Origin of the sequence: Haloarcula japonica DSM 6131, from assembly GCF_000336635.1 — an archaeon.
Lineage (GTDB): Archaea > Halobacteriota > Halobacteria > Halobacteriales > Haloarculaceae > Haloarcula > Haloarcula japonica.
In genome coordinates this window covers 52672-75873 of sequence record NZ_AOLY01000005.1, presented here as the reverse complement: position 1 = coordinate 75873, position 23202 = coordinate 52672, and the positions used below count along the sequence as shown (strand labels likewise).

The following is a 23202-nucleotide window of genomic DNA, read 5'->3' as shown; positions in this document are numbered from 1 at the left end:
ATATCTTAAGTCCGTTAGAATCCGCTCGGTCACACTGTCTCATCCCGTAGACAAAAACCCGTATCCGATTACTTATCGGTTATGCGCAGCCCACACATGAGCGGCGGTCGGTAGCTCAGACGAACGTCGGCACCTCGGCATCCGTCTCGACGTCGAGTTCGGCGGCGACATCGTCGAGCAGGTCGCCTTTCACCTCCGCCGTACGAGTCGTGATTTCCGCGACCAGCGGGGGGTCGAGCGTTTCGCGGACTTCCTGCAGTCGTTCGTTCTCGGTGGCGACGCGGTCCCGGAGATAGCGAGCCCCGCGGCCGTCCTCGTCGGGGTCCGGTTCGGGCGTGAGCTTGTTCGCGACGAGGCCCCGAACCGAGAGGTCGCGCTCTCGCATCTCGGCGATAGCGCGCCGTGTCTCGTTGACCGAGAGCTGGTCGGGGTTGAGCACGAGGAAGAAGGCAGCGTCGGCTTGGAGCGCGCCACCGGCGAACTCGAAAAACTCCTTGCGGTCCTGCAGGCGGGCCAGCACCGGGTCGCCGTCCATCACGCGCCGGGGTTCGTTGCTGCCGATGGCGGCCTTCTCGAAGAGGTCGATGCTCTTCTCGCGTTTGTGCATCAGCCGGTCGATCCAGCCTTCGAGGAACTCCGGCAGACCGAGCAGGCGGAGCGTACTGCCGGTCGGCGAGGTGTCGAAGACCACCCGGTCGTACGGGTCAGCGTTGCGCATCACGTCGACGAAGCGGTCGAACAGCGCCGACTCGTAGGCCCCCGGCGTCTGGTGGGCCATCTCTAGCTGTTGGTTGATCTCGTTGACCATCGCCGCCGACACCTGCTCGGAGAGGTCATTACGGATGCCGTTGAGGTGGCGCTGGGTCTCGGTCTCGGGGTCGATCTCCATCGCATCGAGGCCGTCGATACCCTCGACGGCGGCAGGGTCGTCGCCGAACGTCTGGTCGAACACGTCCGTGACGGAGTGGGCCGGGTCCGTCGAAACGACGAGCGTGTCGAGGCCAGCCCGTGCGGACTTCACCCCGTAGGCACAGGAGACAGTGGTCTTGCCGACCCCACCCTTGCCGCCGAAGAAGACGAACGGCTCCATCAGAAGTGGTACTGCTGGCCTTTGCGTTCGATGTACGAGCCCCGGTCCCACAGCCGCCGCTCCCAGGCCTCGAAGGCGTCTTCGAGGTACGGCAGCAGTTCGGCGGTGTAGTACGACACCGGCGACGGGATGCCGAAGGCGTCGGGGAAACAGGCGAGCATGAACGCGTCCTCGATATCTTCGGCCTCCTTCTCGATTTTCTCGTAGGCCGGGTGCGTTATCATGCCGTGGTACAGCCCGCGGGCCCACTCCCGTAGCGTCCGGCGAAAGCGCTCGATTCGGTCGGCCAGTTCCATCGTGGGTCATGTGTGCGAGAGGCACAGAGTAAAAGCTGTCGCAGTTACCCGTCGACAGTACCCAGCCGCCGTGACGGGACAGCGGTCGTGTTCGGCTGCCGGAAACGAGGCGCGATTTGAAGGGAGCCGGCCCACAACGGGAGGTATGCGCGACACCATTCCCGTCACGATTCTCTCCGGAAGCCTCGGGGCCGGGAAGACCACACTGCTGAACCATCTGCTGACCGAGGCCGGCGACCGCGACATCGCCGTCCTCGTCAACGACATGGGGACGGTCAATGTCGACGCGGAACTCATCGCCGAGGGGTCCGAACTCGATGTCGACGACGGCGTCGCGGAGCTGTCGAACGGCTGTATCTGCTGTGAACTGCAGGACGACCTCGAAACCGCAGTCGTCCGGCTGGCGAACGACCGCGATTTCGATGCGCTCGTCGTCGAGTCCTCTGGCATCTCGGAACCAGCCCCCGTCGCGCGGCTGTTCACCACCGAATCGCGCGTGGCGGCGCTCTATCGCGTCGACACGCTTGTGACGGTGCTGGATACCCGGCTGTTTCTCGACTCGTTCGCTGGCGAGACCCCCGAGCGCCGGGGGGCCGTGGAAGCGAACGCCGATGGGGACAGCAGCGACACAGCGGCCGACGACGCCGACCGGCCGCTCTCGGATCTCATGGTCGAACAGGTCGAACTCTCCAACATCGTCCTGCTGAACAAGACGGACCTCTGTACGGACGAGGAACTGGATGAAGCCGAAGATCTGGTCGGGGCACTCCAGCCCGACGCTGAGACCGTCCGGACGACCTTCTCACAGGTCGCCCCCGACCGGCTGTTCGACCGCGGGCTGTTCGACCAGACCGAGATCAACGACCTGCCCGGCTGGAAGCGGGCGCTGGCCGAAGCCGGGCACAGCCACGGCGGAGGCAGCCACGACCACGATGACCATGCGGGCGACAACAATACCGGACACGACGACCACCACCATCCAGAGGACGTGTACGGCGTCACCTCCTTCACCTACCGCCGCCGTCGACCGTTCCACCCCGACCGTCTCGCCGACGTACTGCGGGACCTGCCGTCAGGCGTCGTCCGCTCGAAAGGCACCGCCTGGCTGGCGGGCGCAGAGCTACGGGTCGTCATCGGGCAAGCCGGTCCCTCGATACGGGCGGAAGCGCAGGGCCCGTGGATCGCGAGCCTCCCCGAAGTCGAGCAAGAGATGTACCGCTCGAACCGGCCGGAGCTCGACTGGCACGACGAGCACGGCGACCGGCGGACGGAGCTGGTGTTCATCGGGACCGACTACGACGAAGATGCCCTTCGGACGGCGCTTGACGACGGACTGGTGACGGACGAAGAATGGGCCGAAAGCGAGTCGCTTACCGGACCGTTCCCGGTGGAGCAGGGCGATGAGACGGTGATTCGGAGCCCCTAGCAGGCGCAGTCACGGCCGGCCGCGCGCTCAAAGCGCATCTCCTCGCCGCAGTCCGGACAGACCGGCTCGCCCTCCAGTTCGACGTCTCTGATGCGAACGCCGCAGTCGTCACACCAGTACGCGCCCTTCGACCCGTCGTCGGGGCGAGCCTTCGCGTCGGGCTGTGACGTGAGTGCCTCCTTGACGCTGTCGATGATGCTCATGGACGTATATTGAGATTACAGCTACTAAACGTGTCGTGGTTGTGCGCAGTTGTCTCATGGGCAGTGCCGAACCGGCCGAACGGTCGGGCTATCGACCCGTTCAGCCTCCGGGCACGTCGGCCGCCAGATTTTCGATAGCTCGCTCCAGCTCGTTGCCGTGCTTCCAGGCGGCGATGCGGTCAGCGAAGGGAAGTGGCAGGTTCAGCGAAACGGTCGAACGCATCGTGATCCGGGAGCCGTTTTCTTCCGGTGTGACGGTGATTCGCGTCTCAAGATGGTCAAAGGGGCCGACCTCGCCCTCAGCGGTGTATCGGAGTCCGTCGTCCCGCGACTCGAAGCGCAGCGGGACCGACATCCCCGGGCCAGCAGCGGTGACGAGCGTTCCCGTCTCAGTTTCCTCGACGGCCGTTACGGTGAACGTCCCCTCCGCCGCGACGACTGCCTCCGGCGAGAGGGAGCGGTGGACAGCCGGCGGCCGTGCCATCACGAACCGAGAGCGTTCGACCTCGCGCATACCAGTCCACATGCGGACCGGGGTGGTAAATCACAGGGCTAGCGGGGCCGAGACGCCGACCAGCAACACAGCGAAGCCGACGCCGATGTAGATGAGGCGTTGGAAGCGAAGCTCCGGGGCAATCTGTACCGAGGGCGGCGGCGCAGTCCAGACCAGTCGGTGGTACGCAACGGCGGCGACAGTGATGGTCCCGGCTGTTGCAACGGTCAGGCCGGCCCAGACGGGGAGCCCGTAGGCGAGGCCGTACAGTGGGCCGACGGAGAACAGCAGCATCACCGCCATCGCAGTGCAGACGAGAAACGGGACCGGGTCGACCGGGTCCCCATGACGATTTTGAACGTCCATATGTTGGACTAGGCTTCGAATGTGTTTAGTTGCGCGACTTGGCCACGGCGAGCAGAGCGAACGCACCGGACACTGCCAAAGAGCTAAGGGGCGTCCCGTCCGTGTTCGTGGGCATGAGCGACGCGAACGGGTTCGAGGAGGGGGCAAGCGGGTCACAGGGCGACCCGCGGGTACTCATCGCGATGAACGCCGTGCTGTCGACGGTGTTTGCGAGTACTATCGTCTGGGGGCTGAGCGTCATCGGCGCGGTAGAGCTCACGGCGATCAACGTCGCGACCGGGGCGATACTCCTGTTCGCGCTGACCTACGCCATCACGCTACAGTAACAGTCCGCGGAGCGGCCACGGTTCGGCTCACTCGGGGTCGTAGGGATGCACGTCGTCCACCGCGGGCGCGCCGATGACGACGGTCTTCACGTGGTCGGTCGCCGACTCGGGGTTGTGCGCCCGCTGGGGGCTGTCCGGTTCGACGACAAACACCTCGTCTGCGCCGACCTCGTAGGTCTTCTCGGGCGTCTCGACCGCGAGCGTGCCCGAGAGGACGTAGAACAGTTCTTCCTGGTCGTCGTGGTAGTGGTACGCGAGCGGGATGTCCTCGCCGGGCGCGACCTCGTAGACGTTGACGGCGGCGTTTTCGAGGCCGGCCGCATCGCTGATAGAGCGCTGGATGCTCGGCCGGTCCGGCGTCGGTTCGATGTCGTCGACCGCGAGGTGGTGATAGCCCATGTCATCCCTGTTGACGGCGACCGACCTAAAACGACTGCTCCTGTGAGGACTCAGTCCGAGGCTTCTTCGGCGTCGACCGGCTCCGTCTCGTCGGTTTCGAGGCGGACGACGCGAGCTTTCATGATGCGGGTGTTCTCGACCTGTTCGACGCGGATCTCAACGCCGTCGTAGGTAATTGTCTCGCCCTCCTCGACCAGTCGGCCGGCGCGATTGAAGATGAAGCCGGCGATGGTCTCGAACTCCTCGCCTTCGGGCAGGTCCAAGTCCAGCGCTTCGTTGACCTCCTCGATGTTGACCTCGCCTTTGACCGTGACCGTGTCGTCGTCGACGTACTCGATCGGCTCCTCCTCCTCGCCTTCGAGTATCTCGCCGACGATCTCCTCGGTCAGGTCCTCCATCGTCACCAGTCCCTCGGTGGTGCCGAACTCGTCGATGACGATGACCATGTGCAGGCGCTCGGCCCGCATCTCGGTCAGCAGGTCGTCGACGTTCTTGGACTCGGGGACGTGCAGGGTCGGCTCGATGAGGTCCTCGAGTTCCATATCGCGGGCCAGCGCCTCGCCGTAGTTGAGGTCCCGGACGAGGTCGCGGATGTGGATGACGCCGATGACGTTGTCCAGACTGCCCTCGTAGACCGGGATTCGGGCATGGCCGCTCTGGATGCACGTCTCCAGGGCCTCCTCGGCGGAGGCGTCCTTGGCGACCGCGGTCATGTCCAGGCGCGGGGTCATCACTTCCTTGGCGATGGTGTCGTTGAACCGGAGCGTCCGCTGAAGCATCTCGCGTTCGTCCTCGTCAAGGACGCCCTCGCGCTCACCCGTCTCGATGATGTCCTGTATCTCCTCACGGGTGACATAAGAGGTCTCGATGGCCGACCGGCCCCCGGTGATCTTGTTGACGACGCGGGTGAGGTAATCGAAAAGCAGGATGAGCGGAAGTAGCACCTTCTCGGCAGCCTTGAGCGGCTTGGAGATGCGGAGCGCCCAGGACTCGGTGTTCTCCACCGCGTAGCTCTTGGGTGCGCTTTCGCCGAACAGCAGCACGATGGCAGTGACGCCAAACGTCGCGATGGCGACAGCCAGTCCCTGGCTATCGACGTACATCGCAAGGAGCCCAGTAGCGATGGAAGACATCGCGATGTTGACGAGGTTGTTGCCGACGAGAATCGTCACCAGCAGGCGGTGGGGGTCTGATTTGAGTTGTTTGAGCGTCTTCGCACCCGGAACGGCGTCTTCGACGAGCGCTTCCGTCCGGTGTGCAGGCAGCGAGAACATCGCAATTTCTGAGGACGAGAAGAACGCTGAGAGGACAACCAGTGCGACGAGCGTGACAATACCAGCGACGAGCACCGCGTCCTGCGGTATTGGGACGCCGACGATTTCGACGCCCTGTAACATCGCTGTAGACAGCTCAAACGGCGCAGGTGGATCCAGGGCCATCAACGGTCGAAGTTGTAATGGGCGGGGATTAAGGCTTGTCATGAATGGGTTGCCAGCGAAGCCCTTACCCGGCTTTCACGCGTACCGTCCCACAGAGTATGAGCGAGTCCGACATCACACTGTATCGGCTGCAGGCGTGTCCGTTCTGTGAGCGTGTCGTCCGGAAGCTGCACGAATACGGTCTCGACTACCAGTCCCGGTTCGTCGAGCCGATGCACTCCGACCGCGACGTAGTCAAACGACTGTCCGGCAAGCGGACCGTCCCGGCCATCGTCGACGAGAACACCGGCGTCACGATGTCCGAGAGCGCGAATATCGTGGCGTATCTGGAACGGACCTACGGCGAGGGCGAAGAGACTGCAGGGGGTGTGGCCTGATGGAACTCGACTTCGACATCGTCGACCTCGACCCGGCTGACCACCCCGAAGAAGGTGACACCGCGCCGGATTTCACCCGCCCGCTCGTCAACGACGAGTTCTGGGAGGACGAATCGCTCGCGTCCGTGTGTGCCGACAGCGACCGGGTCGTCCTCGTGTTCCACGCGATGGACGGGGCCTTCCCGGCGACGTACATCTGGAACGAGATCCGCGACCGCGCGTGGCACGAGCAGGCCACCGTCGTGGGCGTCTCCATCTCGACGCCGTACGAGCACAAGCAACTGCTCGAAGAGCGGGAGATAGAGGGTGACTACCGGCTGTTCTCGGACCCCGCCAACGGCGTCGCACAGCAGTACAGCATCGATATGGACCTCGACGGAATGGCCGGTATCGAGGAGCCGCGCCCGTCGGTGTTCGTCCTCGATAGCGACCGGACCATCGAGTACGCGTGGGTAGCTCAGGAATGGCCCGACTTCCCGGACTACGACGAAGTCGAAGCACAGCTCTAACGATGGCGACAGTCGACGACGCCGCGGCGGCAGTCCGCGACGGAGAGCTTGTCGTCTACCCCACGGAGACAGTGTACGGCCTCGGCGCGGACGCGCTCGATGCTGCCGCTGTCGAACGGGTGTTCGAGGCGAAGGGGCGCGAGCGCGACAAGCCGGTGTCGATGGCCGTTCCCGATGTCGAGTCCGCCCGCGAGTACACGCGCCTGAGCGACCGCGAACTGGCGTTCATGCGTGAGTTCCTCCCCGGCCCGGTTACTGTCGTCGTCGAACGCCGCGACGCGGTTCCGGACGTACTGGTCGCCGGCCGGGACCGCGTCGGGGTCCGCATCCCAGACCACGATCCCGCGCTCAAACTGCTTGCCGAAACTGGGCCGCTCACGGCAACGAGCGCGAACATCTCTGGGAATCCAAGCACCCGCACCGTCGACGGCCTCGACGCTATCCGCGACCGGGCCGCGGTGGTCCTCGACGCTGGCGAGACCGACGGCGGGACCGGGTCGACGGTCGTGAACGTCGACAGCGGAACGATTCATCGCCACGGCGCACGCGCCGACGCCGTCGAGTCGTGGCTCGAAGACCGGGACTGAAACCTGCCGCTATCCGGGCGATTGTCCTCCTTAGCGTAGCATCGACCGTAGCGACCGTGTTTTGACACCACAGTCGTCACTGAACTCACAGGGCGTGCACTTGGCGTCGTTTCGTACCCGCCCTGGCGGCCCGTCGATACTGTCGGCAGTTCTGACCGCGCGACGGTAGACACCAGCCCGCCTCGTATTCACCTCGATACGCCGGATCACACCGTACGCTGGATACTCCGCGTAGGCGACGTCGATATCACGCTCGCGCTCCCAGGAGAGCGCCTTCGCGGCGGCGACAAGCCGCACGGTCTGGGGTTCCCAGACACCGTCTTCGGGCGGCTGACCGGCGAACACGAGCGACGGTACGGGGCCATCTTTTCCGGCGATGACCTTGTGTGCGATTCCGCGGGCGTCCTTCCCTTCGAGATACGCGTCGGTCGCCGCCGGGGCGGCTAGCCCGTCCCAGTCGACCAGCCGCTCTCGAAGCCCTCTGAGACGGTCGCGGTACGCGTCGGGATCGATTTCGATTGGGGCGGCCAGCAGGGCGGCGTCGTCGGTCAGCAGTCGCTCGTAGTCGAGGGCCAGCCGACGGACCGGTTCGACCTCGTCGGGGACCTCACTCGCGCCGTCGCGGCGGCGGTAGTAGAGCTTCCGTGGACAGTAGGCGGCCGTTTCCAGTTCCCTGAACGTGTGGGTCGGCATGGGCCGGCGTGGTCGTGTGCTCCCACAAGAAGGTTCGGCGCACCGCTGGCTGTTGAAACAGTCGCGCAGTTAGCCAAGCCTACTGTGACAGGAGACGACGACAAAAGATATCGGAGGGTCACATCGACACGTCAGCGCCGGAATCCAGCGAGTCGATGTCTTCGGTGGCCTCGTCGAGGCCGTCGTCGCGGAGGCCGGCGGCGTGCTGTGTTGATAGGCCAGCGTCGGTGAGTACGTCCTCGAACTCGCTCTGGAACCGATGGGAGACACGGCGGGCGGCGTCCTGTGCGGCGACGACTCGGCGGTAGTGGGCGGCCCAGGACTCGTCTATATCGAACTCGGCCGCGAGTTCGGCGACGGACGGGTCGTCGTCGGTAACGCGGCGGCGGAACTCGGCCAGATCGAACGGTGCCTCTGTGTCCTCGTCGCGGAGGAGATGCAGGTCCAGTCGCGCCTCGACCACATCGGACTCGTCCGCGCCGATTTCGGCTGCGATAGTCCCGTCGTCGCTGCCCTCGTAGAACAGTCGGACCACTGTTACCAGGGATTCGTCGTCGAGGTCAGTCCGGAACTCGTATCGCTCGTGCATCCGCGCGATGACATCACCGAGTCGGTCCGCGACACCGGCCTCGTCAGTATCAGCCAAGGACCCTCTCGACGCCTCCTGAGACTCCGTCACAGCCTCCTCACCGGAGACGTCGATGAAGATGTCACGGAGTTCTTCGGTCTTCTCGTCCATCGAACATGAAACTACTTCTCGGGAGTCATATATCTGTCGGATCGACAACGTAATAGGGAAGAACTTTCAACAGTTGTCTAATTCCCGCAGGACTGCGGCGGTTCGTGGCAAGATTTAAGCGGGCATGAAACACGTGTTACCGTATGTCATCTATACTCCAGACGACCACGCGCCCGACGTTCTGGCGTATCGGCGACGTGGGGAAAGTACTGTTCTACTATCTGGCAGCGCTCGCCGTCATCGTCTTTCTGTACGGTGTGTACAACCGCGTCAACCGCTATGCCCAAGGCAACGAGGACGCCTTCGAGCGACTGGACGACCTGCCCCAGCGGACGGTTGCAGCGGCACGGTTAGCGCTGTCAAATCGGAAGCAGTTGGACCGCGACACCGTCGCTGGCGTGATGCACGCGTTCGTCGTCTGGGGTTTTCTGACGCTACTCATCGGAACGACGATTCTTGGTATCGATATCGACCTCTACCGGCCGCTGACCGGTGAGTCATTCTTTGTCGGCCAGTTCTATCTCTCGTATTCGCTCGTCATGGACGCGATGGGGCTGCTGTTTGTCGTCGGCGTCGGCGTCGCGCTGTGGCGACGCTACGGCCGTAAACTCGACCGCCTCCACGACCGCCACACCTCCCGCGAGGACGACCTGTTTCTCGGCGCGCTGTTCGTGCTTGGCGTCGGTGGCTACCTGACTGAGGGCATTCGGATTCTCGGCACCTCGACGGTCCGGGATGTCTCCTTCGAGACGGTGAGCTTCGTCGGCTGGTCAGTCAAGGAAGTGCTCGTCACGGCCGGGATGACACCGGAGATGGCAGCGGGCGCGTACCCCTTTGTCTGGTGGAGCCACTCGCTCGTCGCGCTGTGGTTCGTCGCCTGGATTCCTTACGCGAAACCGTTCCACATGCTCTCGTCGTTTGCCAACCTTATCGCCCGTGACGAGAAGGCCGGGGTGCGACTGCCGGGCGTGCCAAGCGACGCGAGTCCCGAGGAGATCGGCCCCAGCGACATCGACGACTTCTCCTGGAAACAGTTGCTTGACCACGACGCCTGCACCAAGTGTGGCCGATGTTCGTCGGTCTGTCCGGCCAAGGCGTCTGGGCGGCCGTTGGACCCACGGAACGTCATTCTGGACCTGAAACGCTACCGTGAGGAGCGCGACGCCGGCGGCGAAGACGTACCTATTATTGCCGACGGCGGTACCTCGGTCATCGACGCCCACACGATGGAGTCCTGCATGTCCTGTATGGCCTGTATGGACGCCTGCCCGGTCGATATCGAACACGTCACGCAGTTCACCGAGATGAACCGCCGGCTGACCGAGGCCGGCGAGATGGACGAACACGTCCAGGACGCGATGATGAACGTGTTCCAGCACGGCAACACCTTCGGCGACCCCGAGCGCGCCCGGCCGGACTGGACCGAGGACCTCGGTTTTGAAGTTCCAGATGCTCGTGACGAACCGGTCGAATACCTCTGGTACGTCGGCGACTACCCCAGCTACGACGAGCGCAATCAGAAGATAGCGCGCGCGCTGGCTCGCGTCTTCGAGGCCGCCGGCGTGGACTACGGCATCCTCTACGAGGCCGAGCAGACCGACGGCAACGACGTGCGCCGCGTCGGCGAGGAGGGCCTCTACGAGATGCTCGTCGAGGACAACGCCGAGGCGATTCTGGACTGTGAGTTCGAGTCTATCGTCACGACGGACCCCCACGCCTACAACACGTTCATGAACGAGTACCCCGAGTTCGAGGCCTGCGAGTGGGGCGAAGACGACGTGTTCCACTACACGCAGGTCGTCGCCGATCTCGCAGATTCGGGCGCGCTTGGCCTCTCCGGGTTGGAACTCGACTACACCGTCACGTACCACGACCCCTGCCACCTCGGGCGGTACAACGGTGAGTTCGAAGCCCCGCGGGACCTCATCCGCGCGACCGGGGCTGACCTCCACGAGATGCCCCGCAACAGGGACGACTCCTTCTGCTGTGGCGGTGGCGGCGGCGGCCTCTGGATGGACCTCGAAGAGGAGACGAAGCCCAGTGAGGAACGCCTGCGCGAGGCCCTCGAAGACACCGAGGCGGGTGCGGCCGTCGAGAAGTTCGTCGTCGCCTGCCCGATGTGCATGACGATGTACGAGGACGGGCGCAAGACCGGTGGCTACGAGGACGACCTCGAAATCGTCGGGGTGACGGAGTTGCTCGCTGAAGCGGTCGGCGAAGAGGAAGTCTGATCGCTCGGATATAAATTTCCAAGTAGCTTAAAGGAAAAAGACCAGCATGGCCCTCCTCCTAGTCGCAGGGTTACCCGGCACAACGGAACTCATCGTCATGGTGATGGTATTAGCGATGTATGTCGGACTGCCAGCCGCCGGCATGATACTCATCTACAACTTTCTCGACGGCAAACGCGGCTACGAAAAGCGCATTTCCGAACTCGAAAGCCAGGTCGAAACACTCGAATCCAAGCTGTCAGAGGAGTAACGACCGACCCGGTATATTCCGTTTGTCGACTCCCAATTATAGATCTGACCGTCGCACTACTCGCCATCGGCGTGACCGAACTGCTGACACAAGCGGCTGGCGAGGCCTGAGTTACAGCCGTTCACAGACCTGCTTCCCGCTCACGACCTCGGGGATTATCACCTCGTCTGCCCCGACGCGGCGGGCCACGGTCTCGTCCTGCTGGTCCCCGGCTCGAACGATGAGCCGGACCGTGGGCGCGAGCTGGCTCGCCAGCACCGCGATCTGGATGTTTGCGTTCGTGTCGTCGATTGCACCGATGACCGTGTCGGCTCGCTTGACACCCGCATCTGTCAGCGCGTCCTCGCGGCTCGCATCGGCCTCCAGGGCGAGATGGCCGTCGTCAAGCGCCCGTTCGTACTGGTCGGTCTCGTGTTCGAGGACCACCACCGGTGTGTCCGTGTCGCCGATCTGGTCGGCGACGGTCTGTCCGAACGTTCCGTAGCCACAGACGACGACGTGGTCCTCCAGGTCCTCGATTCGTTGTGCGATTTGCATGCGTGTGAGTTCTTCCTGAATCCGGCCGCCGAAGGCCGCCGATAGCGCTGTCTCGCCGGTCCACAGACCGGCGATGACGAGACCAGTAAGCACTACGATAGCGTAGCTCTTGACCAGCGTTGCCGGTCCGTCGTGACTCTGAAAGTGGAGTTCGATGCTCGTGGGATCGAGCAGCCAGAACAGTGCGTTGACGACGCCGACGCCGCCGAGCGTGACAAACCCGACCACACCGGCGACGACCAGCCCGACGAACGCGAGCACCGGTCGGGCGAGCCGCCGGAGCAGCGACCGGTCCGTGTCTGTACTGTTAGCGAGTCCCATTGCTGTAGCTGTCTACGGCTGTCCGGTCCCGCCACACTGGGCGGTGTCGGTGCGTGGCGACGAATCACTCCGCTGTCGGCTGTGCGGTCAGTCTGTCACTTCCCGCGGGCGTGTCTCGGATTCCTCGCCGCGGTTTTCACTAGCTGTGTTCGCCGAGCGGTGTCGGTCCGGGTCGACGGGTTTGAGGCAGTCGACGCAATTGCTGACAAGTACCATGATATAGATTAACAGGACCCAGTATATGTATGTTACCGAAATATGGCTAGACTAGATCTAATGTCATAATATACCATTAATACCGATTGGACCGTAACATGGCGGTGTATCCGGAGAACGGATTGCCGACCGGCCAAACCCTTAACGCCGCCAGCCACCCACGACGACGTAATGGAGGTCGCACTGCTCACCGTCGGAGACGAACTGCTTGCTGGCGACACGGAGAACACGAACGCGTCGTGGCTGGGCCGCCGGCTCACGGCCGCAGGAGCCACTGTCACCCGCGTCCTGACTGTGCCCGACGACGAGGCGGTCATCGCCGAAGCCGTGGCGCGGTATCACGACGCCTTCGACGCGGTCATCGTCACTGGGGGCATCGGCGGGACGCCGGACGACGTGACGAAAGCAGCCGTAGCGCGGGCGTTCGGCCGTGACCTCGTCGTTCCGGACGACGTTCGGGCCCATCTCGAAGCGAAGGCCGAACAGTTCGCCGACGATAACCCCGAGATGGTGGACCGCTACGACATGGACCTGGATCTCGACGCGTGGGCGTCGGTCCCCGAGGGCGGGCAGGCGCTGCTGACCGACGAGAGCTTCGCCGCCGGCTGTGTCATCGACCGCGTGTACGTGTTCCCGGGCATCCCCGAGGAACTGCAAGCGATGTACGAGACCGTGGCCGACGAGTTCGACGGCGACCGGACGACGGAGACGATGCACACGCCCGCGCCCGAAGGCGCGCTCGTCACCCACATCACTGCGGCCCGCGAGCAGTTCGACGTGGCTGTCGGGAGCTATCCCCGCAAGGACGACACGCCGGGGCGGGTGAAGATCACCGGCGACGACCCGGCGGCCGTCGCCGACGCGGCGGCCTGGCTCCGCGAGCGAATCGAGACGGAGTAGGTCGGTAAGCGGTGGGTTGATGCCGCCCACGGACTGACAGGGCAGTATGAACCTGACACAGCGCCCGCGCCGCCTGCGGACTGACGGCGTTCGACCGCTGGTACGCGAGACGGACCTCTCGGCGTCGGACCTCATCGCCCCGGTGTTCGTGGACGCGACGACCGACGAGCGCGTCCCCATCGAGACGATGCCGGGCCACGAGCGGGTCCCTGTTGCGGACGCCGTGGATCGCGTCGAAGAAGTTCTCGAAACTGGCGTCGAAGCGGTGATGTTGTTCGGCGTCCCGGAGTCGAAAGACGAGCGCGGGAGCCGTGCCTGGGCTGAGGACGGCGTCGTGCAGGAGGCGACCCGCCGGATCACCGACGAAACCGACGCCTACGTCATCACGGATGTCTGTCTCTGTGAGTACACCGACCACGGCCACTGCGGCGTCCTCGAAGACGCCGCCGCCGAGGACCCGCGGCTGACGGTGCGCAACGACGAGACGCTGGACCTGCTGGGGAAAATCGCCGCGAGCCACGCCGCGGCCGGAGCCGATATGGTCGCGCCGTCGGGCATGATCGACGGCATGGTCGGCGCGATCCGGGCGGCCTTAGATGCCCAGGGGAACACCGACGTGCCGATCATGAGCTACGCCGCGAAGTACGAGTCGGCCTTCTACGGCCCGTTCCGGGACGCCGCCGACGGCGCGCCGGCCTTCGGTGACCGCCGGCACTACCAGATGGACCCCGCGAACGCACGCGAGGCCCGCCGCGAGGTTGACCTGGATGTCGAGCAGGGCGCGGACGTGCTGATGGTCAAGCCGGCGCTGCCGTACCTGGACATCGTCAAGGAGGTCCGGGAGTCCTACGACCACCCCGTCGCCGCCTACAACGTCTCCGGCGAGTACGCGATGTTGCACGCCGCCGCCGAGAAAGGCTGGCTCGACCTCGAAGCGGTCGCCTACGAGTCACTGCTATCGATCAAACGCGCCGGCGCGGACCTGATTCTCACCTATTTCGCCGAGGACCTCGCAGACGAACTCTGAGCGGGGCCGTTCTCCGCGTGTACCTGTTCGAATCGCGCCCGTGGAGCGTTCCAGCGAACGACAGGTCCCTAACCTATTCATGTGCCAGGAGCGGAGTGGCTGTATGCAGCGACAGTCCCTCCTCGTGGCGGTTGTCGCCGCGATTGCGCTGCTGTCGTTCAGCGTCGGGGCCGCAAGCCTCGACGCGGCTACCGGGTCCGATCAGGCGGAGATGACCCGGGACGACAGCGAGATCGACAACCCCGACGGACAGGGCCTCAGCGACCCACCAGGTAGCATCGACCCGCCCGAAAGCGAGAACGGTGCCCGCGCGCTGCTGCCGAGTGTCCCCGCCCCGGCAGTCGGTGCGCTCGCCGTCGGCCTCGCGGTCGGGCTCGCGGTGCTGTGGCGACTGGCCGGCCAGAGCCGGACAATCGACGAAACAGGCGGCGAGACGCCAGCCGTCGCAACGGCGGAGTCCGCGAGGAGCCCGTCGCATAGCGCTGCCGAGATAGATATCCCACTTACCAACGACGTGTACCGCGCGTGGGCCGCCCTCGAAGACGCGGTAGCCCCGGACCGCAGTTCCTCGACGCCACAGGATATCGAGGCGGACGCGACAGCGGCTGGTGCCGACCCCGACGCCGTCGCCTCGCTACGGTCGGCGTTCGAACGGGTCCGCTACGGCCGAGACCAGCTGGACGCGGCTCTGGAATCGCAGGCCCGCGAGGCGCTGGAACGGGCGACCAACGATACGGACGACATCGCAGCGAATCCCGACGACGTGGCTTCTGAGAACAAAGACGCCGACAAGTACGCAGGGGAGGCAGAGACGTGACACTGCGCCGGGTTCCGCTGGCACTCGGCCTCGTCGCAACAGCCATCGGTGTCGGTCTCGCTGCCATCGGCGCGCCGCTGTTGCCCGCTGGCGCTGTCTCGGATCTCCCGATACTCGCCGCGGCTGTCTTCGCCGGCGGTGTCGCACTGCTGGCGCTCCTCGTTCGCTCCCTCGACAGCGACCGCGGGATGGCGCTCCCGGACACTGACAGCCAGTACGTCACGGTCCCTGGCGACGACATCGACGAGGCGCTTAGTGCCGGGGCCGGGCAAGAAGCCATTCGGAAACGTGTCGAGGGGGTCGCTGTCACCGTCCTCCAGCGCAACGGGCTCTCGCCCGACGAGGCGACGGACGCGCTCCGATCCGGCGCGTGGGCGGACAGGGAGCCGGCCCGGGAGCTGTTCGACGGGACGCCGATATCGCTCCGGGCGCGGTTGTCCGGGTGGCTCTCGGGCATCCACCCGTTCCAGCGGCGTGTCGCTCACGCGACGGCGGAACTCCGACGGCGCGACGAGGAGCGATGAGCGAGGTTCACCGCACCGGCCGCTGGTTCGGGCTGGCCGGGGCCGCGCTGGTCGCCGTCGGCGTCGGGCTTGTGGGACAGGTCCCCGCGCTCGTGTTGCTGGGCGGGCTCGGCGTCACGCTGAGCGCGTACGACCGCGTCGCCGTCCCGCCAGCCGCGAACGTGTCGATACAGCGGTCCATCACACCGACTGAACCGGCACTGGGTGAGCGAGTGACTGTCGCACTCACGGTCCGCAACGACGGGTCACGGACGATTCCGGACCTCCGGCTCGCCGATGGCGTCCCGGATTCCGTCCGCGTCGTTGAGGGATCGGCGTCACTGGGGGCGGCGCTGCGCCCCGGCGCATCGACGACAATCACCTACGAGATTACCGGGGGGACCGACCGCTGCGTGTTCGACCCGGCGACAGTCGTCGTCAGGGACGTGGTCGGCGTCGTCGCCCGACGAACGACCGTCACGGCCGAGCCTGATACCGTTACTTGGGAGCAGCCGGCCAGTTCGGCACTGTTGCCGCTGGTCCCCGCAGTGGCTCGCCGGCCCGGGACGGTGCCTGTCGACGAGGGCGGCGAAGGAGTTTCCTTCTACGCGGTCAGGGAGCACCGTTCGAACGACCCGCTCTCCCGCGTTGACTGGAATCAGTACGCCCGTACGGGCGACCTGCGGACCGTCGAGTTCCGCCGCGAACAGTCGGCGACGGTCGTCGTGGTCGTCGACGCCAGAGCAGCCGCCGCGCTCGCGCCGCGTCCAGATGCCGAGACGGCAATCGAGCGGTCCACGATGGCCGCCGTCGCCCTCGTCGAGGGACTCCCGGAAGACGGCCACGAGGTCGGCGTCGCGGCGTACTCGCCACATGGCGCGTGGCTCGCACCAGGCACGAGCGCCGCACACCAGCAACAGGCCCGGGACCTGCTCAGGACCGACCGTGCGTTCGCCGCGACATCAGTCACCCGAACACCGGATACGACGAAGCTCATCGCGCAACTGCCGACGGCGGCGAACATTGTCTTTCTCGGCCCGCTGTGTGACGACGACAGCGAGGCGCTGGTCCGCCGACTCGCCGCCAGCGGCCACCCGGTGACGGTCTTGAGCCCCGACCCGACTGCGACGGATACGGCGGGCCACCGGCTGGCGCGGCTCGAACGCCGCGAACGGCTCCGTCGACTGCGAGCCGCTGGCATCGCCGTCCACGACTGGCCCGCGGCGGAGTCGCTGGAACGAGTCACTGAACGGGCCCAGCGGGGTGGCCGATGAGTACCCGGACCGGGGTCGTCTGTGGCAGTGCGGCGCTGGCGGCGGGCGTTGTGACGCTGTTCGTCGCCGGTATCAGCGCCGTCTCGACTGCCGCCGCCCTCGTCGGCGTGGTCCTGCTCGCTGGCGGGCAACTGATTCAGTCCGGACGGCTGGTCGACTTCGCCAGCGCGTCGCTGTTTCTGGCACTGCTGGTGGCCGCGCTTCAGGGAGCAACCACGACGACAGTGCTGGTCGCCGGCGGTGCGACGGTGCTGGCCTGGACGTTTGCCCATGCGGCTATCGACCTCTACGCGGACCTCGGAACAGCACCCGGTACGCCCGTCGAACTCACCCACATCGCGGGGACGACAGGGCTGGTCGGGGGAGCTGTCGTGGTGACGACGCTGCTTTTTCAGCTCGACGTACCGCCGCTGTCGCCGCTGGCGCTGGCAAGCGTCGTGCTGGGTGCAATCGCACTCACTGCGGCGCTCAGGCGATAACGTCCCGGTCTGCGTCGGCCTCGCCGGCCGTGGCTACTGGGGCAGGATACTTCTGAGAGCGTCGCAGCGACTACCGCGTCGGCTCGGCCGCTGATTCCGGGGCATCGAGCACTGTAAGCACGTCCTCGGTATCGGCATCGGACAGCGGGAACCGAAGCGAGACGGTCGTCCACCCGTCGGTTCGGTCGTACTCAATGCTGCCGCCGGCCGTCTCGGCGACCCACCGGGCGAGCCAGATACCGAGGCCACTCCCGTGCTGGAGGTTCGTGATGTCCGCGTCCTCGAACACGACGGCTCGCTCGGCGGCGGGAATACCGGGGCCGTCATCGAGAACACGGACGAACGCGTCGCCGTTGGCCTGTTCAGCTGTGATTCGGACGGCCGTACCCGGCAGTGTGTGTTCGACTGCGTTCTCGACAAGATTGTCGACGGCGTCGTAGACGGCCGTCCCACCAGTGACAGGGAGTGTGCTCGGGAGTGCCGTTTCGACCGGTGCATCCGGGCGATAGCTATCAGCGACAGACCGGGCCAATGCCGCCGCGTCGACCGACTGGTCGGCGTCCCCGTCGAGCGCGGTTTCGACGCTCCGGGCTTTCTCGCTGACGGCGGCGAGGCGGTCAGCCGCGTCGAGGGCGCGGGAGGCGGCCAGCGAGACGGACGAGTCGGCTGCGTGGGCACGAACGTATTCGGACGTCCCGAACATGACAGAGAGTTCGTTCCGAAGGTTGTGCCGCAGGACGCGATGGAGAACACGGAGCCGGCGCTTTTGCCGCCGGCTGTCCGTCACATCCGTGTACATCGCGAACCCACAGCGACGGCCGTCGACCGTGTCGTACGGGACGCCGCGATAGATAAACTCGCGGCAGCCGTCGGCTGTTTCCCGGGAGACGACGGCATAGTTGACTTCCCCGGCGGCCGTTCGCTCGTCGTAGTTGACCGCCTCTTCAACACGGTCACCGGGAACGATGTACTCGTTGAGGGGGTCGCCGACGATTTCCTCGCGGTCGTATCCGAAAGTCTCGATGAACGCGGGATTGACCGTCCGCACAATCGGGACGAAATTGACGATTTCGAAGCCGACGACCGCGTCCTGGATGAGGTCAAACAGGTGCTGAAACGGGTCGGCTGTCTCGGTCGTTTGGCAGCGCGAGCCGACCACGGACCCGTCGTTTGCGGTCGTGAGTTCAATCGTAACCGGGCGAGAGCGGTCGCTCTGGCGCAGTGTGACCTGGCAGGTCCGTGTCAGCCGGTCTGAAGCACTGCTGACGGCCTGTCTGGCTTCGGCCAGTGTCTCGCGATCCTCGGCTGCCACCAGCGTGTCGACGGGTGTGCCGACAAGTTCGGCGGATGTTCGGGCAAGCAGTGCAGCGAACTCCTCTGTCGCAAACGTAATCCGACCGGTGTCGTCGATACCGAACATCAGTTGTCTCTGAGCCGGAGGAAGGGTGGGCTCGACAGCCGGGAGACCGACTGTTTCGTCCCCACAGTGCCACGCGGCGAGGCCGTGAGCGTCAGGTACTCGCGGCCGTCAGTCTGTGTCAGCGTGAGTTCCTGATCGGCAGCGCCCGAGTAGAACGCCGCGAGCGTAGCTGGGACCGCGTCGTCGTCGATGACGTTGACCACTGTGTCGTGGGGTTCGAAGACGCCGTCATCGTTCTCGTACCGGGCTTCTCTGGCGGCCTGTTCGCCCATCATCCGTATCTCTCCCTGAATGTTGCCCACGATGACCAGCGGGGCGTCCCGTCTGGTCGCCGTCGTCTCGTTGGCGGTGGCGAGCGAGGTCCGTTCGAGGTCGAACATGTTGTATCTGGCGTCCCAGTGCCCGAACATGTCGAGGATGAACAGGGCGTCGTCGTCGAGCGCGTCTTCGAGCGAGTGGTCGGTCGCCGCGAACGCGGCGGCCAGCGTCGACCGGTCCAGTGACGGCGGCGGCGTCAGCGACACCGCCCGGCCGGCGGCGACAGCCGTCGCGCACAGTTGCGCAACGACCCCGTCGACCTGGGTCCCGTCAGCGTATCGGAAGACAGCCTGACCGCCCATGACGAGGCCACCGCCACAGAGATCGTCGAGGCCGGCAATGCCGGTCGGGACCGTCGGCGCGTCCGCCAGTCGGTCCTGCCGGTCGGCCTCGGCAGCGGCGAGCACGTCGTCGATCTCGTCCAGCATTGCAGTCTGTTCGGAGCGGGCGGCACGTATCTCGGAGAGGTCGTCTTCGATAGCAGCGGCGCGGTCCGACACCGTCTCACACCGCTGGGCGACCGCTTCGCTCGTCGTCGCCTGCTCATCGGTCGCCGCCGAGACGGACGCGATGCCGTCGGCCGTTTCCGCGACGGTGTCGGCCACGTCGTCGAGCCGAGCCATCGCCGTGGTGACCTGCTCGGCCCCGGTGTCGATACCGTCGATAGCTTCGTCGAGCTGGGCAACGGTGTCATCGGTGGCATCCCGAACCGCAGCCAGCGTCGTCTCGATTTCCTCAGCCTGCTGCTGGGACTCCTCGGCGAGCCCCTTGATTTCGTCTGCAACGACGGCGAACCCGTCCGTATCGGTGGTGCCGCTTGCCCGCGCTGCCTCTATCGAGGCGTTCAGCGCGAGCATATTCGTCTGATCAGCGATGCGGTCGATGCCGGCCAGCGCATCGGCGATACGGTCGACCTGGTCCTGCAGGGCGGCCACCTCTGTGGCGACCGCCTGGCCCAGTTCGCGGACCTCGTCCATCGACTCGATGGCGTCAGCCGCCGCTTTCCGCCCGTCGTTTGCCGCATCCGTTGCCCGCTGGCTCTGCTCGCTGACCTCGGTCGCAGTCGCAGCGATTTCTTCGATTGTAGCCGAAAGCGACGACACCTCATCGGCGATCCACTGTGCGTCGGTCGCCTGTGCCGTTGCACGGTCGTCAATTGCCGCGAGCTGCTCGCCGACAGTCACCGACGCCGCCTGAACGACATCGAGTGCGCCCTGTGCGTTCGCGACTGCCCGTTCCTCTGTCACGGCCGTCGACTGGTCCGGAACGGAGGGGTAGTGGTCCGAAGCCATAATCAGCTATGAACCCTCCGAAGCATAATCGACTTGTACAGTTTATCGGCACATTGTGCCACGTCCCCCCACTGTTTTCCGGACATTTATACTAAATCCGAATCTGTGGTCGCGAGGTATAACCCTGTTGTCGCTGGCAACACCCGCCAGCCGAGAGCGCGCGCAAGCAAAAACGGCCTATTTGGCCCCCTGCGGCCGGAACCGGGGTCGACAAACGTCCAAAATTCCAGTGTGCATATACGGACTTTCTTTACGTAGAACAACCTTATATCCATAATATCATACCATAATCTGGACGGTCGTCTACCACATCCCCTCTAATTTCCGTATTCATAAAGGCAAACCTTATGTAGTGCTGTTACCAGACCCTTTCTCGTGAAAGAGTTGAAGAAGTTGAGCCAGAATGGGGGAAAGTTGGACATGCAGACGGCAGTCGATGACAAAACGAAACAGGTGAGCTAGAAATGAGCTACACTGCACTACAAGTAGATCCGACCGTACTCGCGGAGGGTGTCAACCTGATGTGGGTACTGGTGGTATCGTTCCTGATCTTCTTCATGCACGCTGGCTTCGCCATGCTGGAGGCGGGGCAGGTGCGCTCGAAGAACGTCGCGAACCAGCTGACGAAGAACCTCCTGACCTGGTCGGTCGGGGTGACGGTGTTCTTCCTTATCGGCTCGGGGATCAGTTCCCTGGTCGGGGGCAGCGGGTTCTCGCCCGCGTTCGGTGCCGGGGCCGCAAACGACTACGTCGGCTGGCTGTTCGGTGCTGTCTTCGCGATGACGGCAGCGACCATCGTCTCCGGCGCAGTCGCCGGACGAGCCAAGCTCCGCGCGTACATCACGTACACGTTCCTGCTGGCGGCGGTCATCTACCCCGTCGTCACCGGAATCACGTGGGCCGGCGCGTACATTAGCTTCGGCGGCGAGGCATTCCACGACTTCGCCGGCGGGATGATCGTCCACGGCATGGGCGGCATCGCGGGCCTCACGGCGGCATACGTCCTCGGCCCACGCATGGGTCGGTACAACGAGGACGGCTCCGCGAACGTCATCCCGGGCCACTCCCTGACGTTCGCCGTTCTGGGAACGCTCATTCTGGCGTTTGGCTGGTACGGTTTCAACGTCGGTACGGCGGCGACCGTCTTCGTCGTCGAGGACGGATCGCTTGCCCTCGGTGCGTTCGCGACGGTCGGCCGTGTCGCGATGACGACGACTATCGCGATGGCCTGTGGTGCGATGGGTGCCGGACTGGTCGCGTGGCTGAAAACCGGGAAGGTCGACACCCTGTACGTGGCAAACGGACTGCTCGCCGGACTGGTCGGCATCACGGCGATTCCCGACACCACGACGTGGTGGGGCGCAATCATCGTCGGCGGCCTCGCAGGCGGACAGCTGCCGGTCGTGTTCAGCTTCATCGAGAACCGGATGAAAATCGACGACGTCTGTGCCGTCTTCCCGGTTCACGGTAGCGCCGGTGTGCTCGGTACGCTGCTGTTCCCGTTCGTCGCCACGTCCGGCACGGTCGGGTCGGTCATCAACGCCTTCATCGCACAGCTGATCGGAGTCGCCGCTATCGCGGGCTGGACGATTGTCGCAACCGGGGTTGTCTGGTACGCCCTCAAGGCAGCCGGTCAGGCCCGAGTTACGCCCGAGCACGAGCAGGAAGGGCTGGACGTCAGCGAACACGGCGTCGAGACCTACCCCGAGTTCGGTGGTGGCGAGAGCGTCGTTGCCGATGGTGGTAAAGTGAGCCCGAGCATGCGTACTGACGGAGGTTCCCAAGATGACTGACGAAACCGACGATTCTGAAATCAAGATGGTAGTGGCAATGGTTCGACCGGACAAACTCGGCGATGTAAAGAAGGCGCTGGCGGAGGTCGGCGCACCCTCGCTGACAGTGACGAACGTGTCCGGCCGCGGCTCACAGCCCGCAAAGAAGGGACAGTGGCGCGGCGAGGAGTACGTCGTCGACCTGCATCAGAAGGTCAAAGTCGAGACGGTGGTCGCCGACATCCCCGCAAAGGATGTCGTCGATGCCATCGCCGACGGTGCCCACACCGGCGAGAAAGGTGACGGCAAGATATTCGTCCTCCCCGTGGACAACGCCTACCAGGTCCGAACCGGCAAAGAAGGCCCAGAGGCAGTCTGAGCGGACGAAATGGTCGATGATACCGACAGACAGGTAGTGAACGCACTGCTCCAGGACGGCCGGGCCAGCGCCCGTGACGTCGCCGCTGCGACCGGCATCGCGGCGACCACGGTATCGCGCCGGATAGACGACCTGGAGGCGACCGGTGTGATCGACGAATACACCGTCGACATCGATTACGGGGCGCTGGGCTACGACGTGACCGCCGTGTTCCAGCTCTCCGTCGAGGGCGACGGGCTCGGACGGGTGGTGGACCAGTTACGGGATCGACGCGAGATGATTGCGGTCTACGAAGTGACCGGCGACCACGACATCGTGGCCGTCGGGAAGTTCACCGACACGCAGTCGATGAACGAGCGGATAAAGACGCTGCTGACCGACGAGGATATCCGATCCGCCTCGACATCGGTTGTACTGAACACGGTGTGTGAACACGAGCAGTTCCCGGTCGACGGAACTGACGTCTGAAGACGACGCCCGTAGCCCTGTTTTTCCTGCCGGTTCAGGGGATGAGACATGCCCA

General features: G+C 64.9%; 29 protein-coding genes. 16 read left to right on the top strand and 13 right to left on the bottom strand.

The features are described 5' to 3' along the window. Nucleotides 1-115: 115 nt before the first annotated feature. Both C444_RS01585 and C444_RS01580 read right to left on the bottom strand, forming a co-directional pair. Nucleotides 116-1090 carry an ArsA family ATPase gene (locus tag C444_RS01585; protein ID WP_004590452.1) on the bottom strand — a complete coding sequence of 325 codons (975 nt, stop codon included), beginning with the start codon at nucleotides 1088-1090 and terminating at the stop codon, nucleotides 116-118. Next, a complete protein-coding gene (locus C444_RS01580; protein WP_004590450.1) occupies nucleotides 1090-1386 on the bottom strand; it encodes a hypothetical protein in 297 nt (98 codons plus the stop codon). The genes C444_RS01585 and C444_RS01580 overlap by 1 nt, the downstream gene beginning before the upstream one ends. Nucleotides 1387-1531: 145 nt before the next feature. Between C444_RS01580 and C444_RS01575 the strand changes: the two genes are divergently transcribed. Next, nucleotides 1532-2812: a CobW family GTP-binding protein gene (locus tag C444_RS01575; protein WP_004590448.1), complete on the top strand. Its 1281-nt coding sequence runs from the start codon at nucleotides 1532-1534 to the stop codon at nucleotides 2810-2812. On the opposite strand, the gene C444_RS01570 is transcribed toward C444_RS01575, so the two are convergent. The 3 genes from C444_RS01570 to C444_RS01560 all read right to left on the bottom strand — a co-directional run bounded on the left by C444_RS01570 (nucleotide 2809) and on the right by C444_RS01560 (nucleotide 3874). After that, nucleotides 2809-3015: a hypothetical protein gene (locus C444_RS01570; protein ID WP_004590447.1), complete on the bottom strand. Its 207-nt coding sequence runs from the start codon at nucleotides 3013-3015 to the stop codon at nucleotides 2809-2811. The two genes, C444_RS01575 and C444_RS01570, sit on opposite strands and share 4 nt — an antisense overlap. A 100-nt stretch (nucleotides 3016-3115) precedes the next feature. Next, nucleotides 3116-3529 (bottom strand): SRPBCC family protein, encoded by a 414-nt coding sequence (locus C444_RS01565; RefSeq protein WP_004590445.1) that lies wholly within the window; start codon nucleotides 3527-3529, stop codon nucleotides 3116-3118. A gap of 30 nt (nucleotides 3530-3559) precedes the next feature. Beyond that, on the bottom strand, nucleotides 3560-3874 hold the full coding sequence (locus C444_RS01560; RefSeq protein ID WP_004590443.1) for a hypothetical protein: 315 nt from the start codon (nucleotides 3872-3874) through the stop codon (nucleotides 3560-3562). Nucleotides 3875-3987: 113 nt separating this feature from the next. Here C444_RS01560 and C444_RS01555 point away from each other — a divergent pair, with 113 nt between their 5' ends. Further along, on the top strand, nucleotides 3988-4200 hold the full coding sequence (locus C444_RS01555; protein ID WP_004590441.1) for a hypothetical protein: 213 nt from the start codon (nucleotides 3988-3990) through the stop codon (nucleotides 4198-4200). 27 nt (nucleotides 4201-4227) lie between these two features. On the opposite strand, the gene C444_RS01550 is transcribed toward C444_RS01555, so the two are convergent. Next, nucleotides 4228-4599: a cupin domain-containing protein gene (locus C444_RS01550; RefSeq protein WP_004590439.1), complete on the bottom strand. Its 372-nt coding sequence runs from the start codon at nucleotides 4597-4599 to the stop codon at nucleotides 4228-4230. Nucleotides 4600-4649: 50 nt separating this feature from the next. Continuing rightward, the gene (locus C444_RS01545) at nucleotides 4650-6038 is read right to left on the bottom strand and encodes a hemolysin family protein (RefSeq protein ID WP_004590437.1); all 1389 of its coding nucleotides are present in this window, start codon (nucleotides 6036-6038) and stop codon (nucleotides 4650-4652) included. A 98-nt stretch (nucleotides 6039-6136) separates the two neighbouring features. Between C444_RS01545 and C444_RS01540 the strand changes: the two genes are divergently transcribed. The 3 genes from C444_RS01540 to C444_RS01530 are packed head-to-tail and all read left to right on the top strand — an operon-like array spanning nucleotide 6137 to nucleotide 7511. Next, nucleotides 6137-6415, top strand: coding sequence for a glutathione S-transferase N-terminal domain-containing protein (locus tag C444_RS01540; RefSeq protein WP_004590436.1), 279 nt, complete (start codon nucleotides 6137-6139; stop codon nucleotides 6413-6415). After that, on the top strand, nucleotides 6415-6924 hold the full coding sequence (locus C444_RS01535; protein WP_004590434.1) for a redoxin domain-containing protein: 510 nt from the start codon (nucleotides 6415-6417) through the stop codon (nucleotides 6922-6924). Before C444_RS01540 ends, C444_RS01535 begins: the two co-directional genes overlap by 1 nt. A gap of 2 nt (nucleotides 6925-6926) precedes the next feature. Then, nucleotides 6927-7511, top strand: a complete 585-nt coding sequence (locus C444_RS01530) for an L-threonylcarbamoyladenylate synthase (protein ID WP_004590432.1) — start codon at nucleotides 6927-6929, stop codon at nucleotides 7509-7511. 30 nt (nucleotides 7512-7541) lie between these two features. Here C444_RS01530 and C444_RS01525 read toward each other — a convergent pair whose 3' ends face one another. Together C444_RS01525 and C444_RS01520 are read right to left on the bottom strand one after the other, a co-directional pair. Next, entirely contained in the window at nucleotides 7542-8204 is a 663-nt protein-coding gene (locus tag C444_RS01525) for a CRISPR-associated protein Cas4 (protein WP_004590430.1), read from the bottom strand. A gap of 118 nt (nucleotides 8205-8322) precedes the next feature. Beyond that, the gene (locus tag C444_RS01520) at nucleotides 8323-8943 is read right to left on the bottom strand and encodes a hypothetical protein (protein WP_004590428.1); all 621 of its coding nucleotides are present in this window, start codon (nucleotides 8941-8943) and stop codon (nucleotides 8323-8325) included. Nucleotides 8944-9086: 143 nt separating this feature from the next. On the opposite strand from C444_RS01520, the gene C444_RS01515 reads away from it, so the two are divergent. Both C444_RS01515 and C444_RS01510 read left to right on the top strand, forming a co-directional pair. Next, on the top strand, nucleotides 9087-11174 hold the full coding sequence (locus C444_RS01515) for a (Fe-S)-binding protein (RefSeq protein ID WP_004590426.1): 2088 nt from the start codon (nucleotides 9087-9089) through the stop codon (nucleotides 11172-11174). Nucleotides 11175-11220: 46 nt separating this feature from the next. Continuing rightward, entirely contained in the window at nucleotides 11221-11424 is a 204-nt protein-coding gene (locus tag C444_RS01510) for a hypothetical protein (protein WP_004590423.1), read from the top strand. Nucleotides 11425-11535: 111 nt separating this feature from the next. Here C444_RS01510 and C444_RS01505 read toward each other — a convergent pair whose 3' ends face one another. After that, nucleotides 11536-12282, bottom strand: coding sequence for a potassium channel family protein (locus tag C444_RS01505; RefSeq protein WP_004590421.1), 747 nt, complete (start codon nucleotides 12280-12282; stop codon nucleotides 11536-11538). An 87-nt stretch (nucleotides 12283-12369) separates the two neighbouring features. Next, nucleotides 12370-12498, bottom strand: a complete 129-nt coding sequence (locus tag C444_RS22870; RefSeq protein ID WP_275039443.1) for a hypothetical protein — start codon at nucleotides 12496-12498, stop codon at nucleotides 12370-12372. Nucleotides 12499-12669: 171 nt separating this feature from the next. Between C444_RS22870 and C444_RS01500 the strand changes: the two genes are divergently transcribed. The 6 genes from C444_RS01500 (at nucleotide 12670) to C444_RS01475 (ending at nucleotide 17498) form a co-directional block, all read left to right on the top strand. Next, on the top strand, nucleotides 12670-13398 hold the full coding sequence (locus C444_RS01500; protein ID WP_004590420.1) for a competence/damage-inducible protein A: 729 nt from the start codon (nucleotides 12670-12672) through the stop codon (nucleotides 13396-13398). 46 nt (nucleotides 13399-13444) lie between these two features. After that, nucleotides 13445-14425 carry a porphobilinogen synthase gene (gene hemB / locus C444_RS01495; protein ID WP_004590419.1) on the top strand — a complete coding sequence of 327 codons (981 nt, stop codon included), beginning with the start codon at nucleotides 13445-13447 and terminating at the stop codon, nucleotides 14423-14425. Between the two features lie 103 nt (nucleotides 14426-14528). Then, entirely contained in the window at nucleotides 14529-15242 is a 714-nt protein-coding gene (locus C444_RS01490; RefSeq protein ID WP_004590418.1) for a DUF4129 domain-containing protein, read from the top strand. Further along, complete coding sequence (locus C444_RS01485) at nucleotides 15239-15766, top strand: DUF7269 family protein (RefSeq protein WP_004590417.1); 528 nt, start codon at nucleotides 15239-15241, stop codon at nucleotides 15764-15766. The genes C444_RS01490 and C444_RS01485 overlap by 4 nt, the downstream gene beginning before the upstream one ends. Then, a complete protein-coding gene (locus C444_RS01480; protein WP_004590416.1) occupies nucleotides 15763-17019 on the top strand; it encodes a DUF58 domain-containing protein in 1257 nt (418 codons plus the stop codon). Before C444_RS01485 ends, C444_RS01480 begins: the two co-directional genes overlap by 4 nt. Further along, nucleotides 17016-17498, top strand: coding sequence for a DUF7519 family protein (locus C444_RS01475; protein ID WP_004590415.1), 483 nt, complete (start codon nucleotides 17016-17018; stop codon nucleotides 17496-17498). The genes C444_RS01480 and C444_RS01475 overlap by 4 nt, the downstream gene beginning before the upstream one ends. Before the next feature lie 70 nt (nucleotides 17499-17568). Here the strand turns inward: C444_RS01475 and C444_RS01470 are convergent, their stop codons facing one another. Both C444_RS01470 and C444_RS01465 read right to left on the bottom strand, forming a co-directional pair. Then, a complete protein-coding gene (locus tag C444_RS01470; protein ID WP_004590414.1) occupies nucleotides 17569-18918 on the bottom strand; it encodes a PAS domain-containing sensor histidine kinase in 1350 nt (449 codons plus the stop codon). Next, on the bottom strand, nucleotides 18918-20528 hold the full coding sequence (locus C444_RS01465) for a methyl-accepting chemotaxis protein (protein ID WP_004590413.1): 1611 nt from the start codon (nucleotides 20526-20528) through the stop codon (nucleotides 18918-18920). The genes C444_RS01470 and C444_RS01465 overlap by 1 nt, the downstream gene beginning before the upstream one ends. A 464-nt stretch (nucleotides 20529-20992) precedes the next feature. On the opposite strand from C444_RS01465, the gene C444_RS01460 reads away from it, so the two are divergent. The 3 genes from C444_RS01460 to lrp are packed head-to-tail and all read left to right on the top strand — an operon-like array spanning nucleotide 20993 to nucleotide 23147. Continuing rightward, a complete protein-coding gene (locus C444_RS01460; protein ID WP_004590412.1) occupies nucleotides 20993-22321 on the top strand; it encodes an ammonium transporter in 1329 nt (442 codons plus the stop codon). Then, nucleotides 22314-22679, top strand: a complete 366-nt coding sequence (locus tag C444_RS01455) for a P-II family nitrogen regulator (RefSeq protein ID WP_004590411.1) — start codon at nucleotides 22314-22316, stop codon at nucleotides 22677-22679. Before C444_RS01460 ends, C444_RS01455 begins: the two co-directional genes overlap by 8 nt. Before the next feature lie 9 nt (nucleotides 22680-22688). Then, nucleotides 22689-23147, top strand: a complete 459-nt coding sequence (lrp, locus tag C444_RS01450; protein WP_004590410.1) for an HTH-type transcriptional regulator Lrp — start codon at nucleotides 22689-22691, stop codon at nucleotides 23145-23147. The last annotated feature ends 55 nt before the right edge of the window (nucleotides 23148-23202 follow it).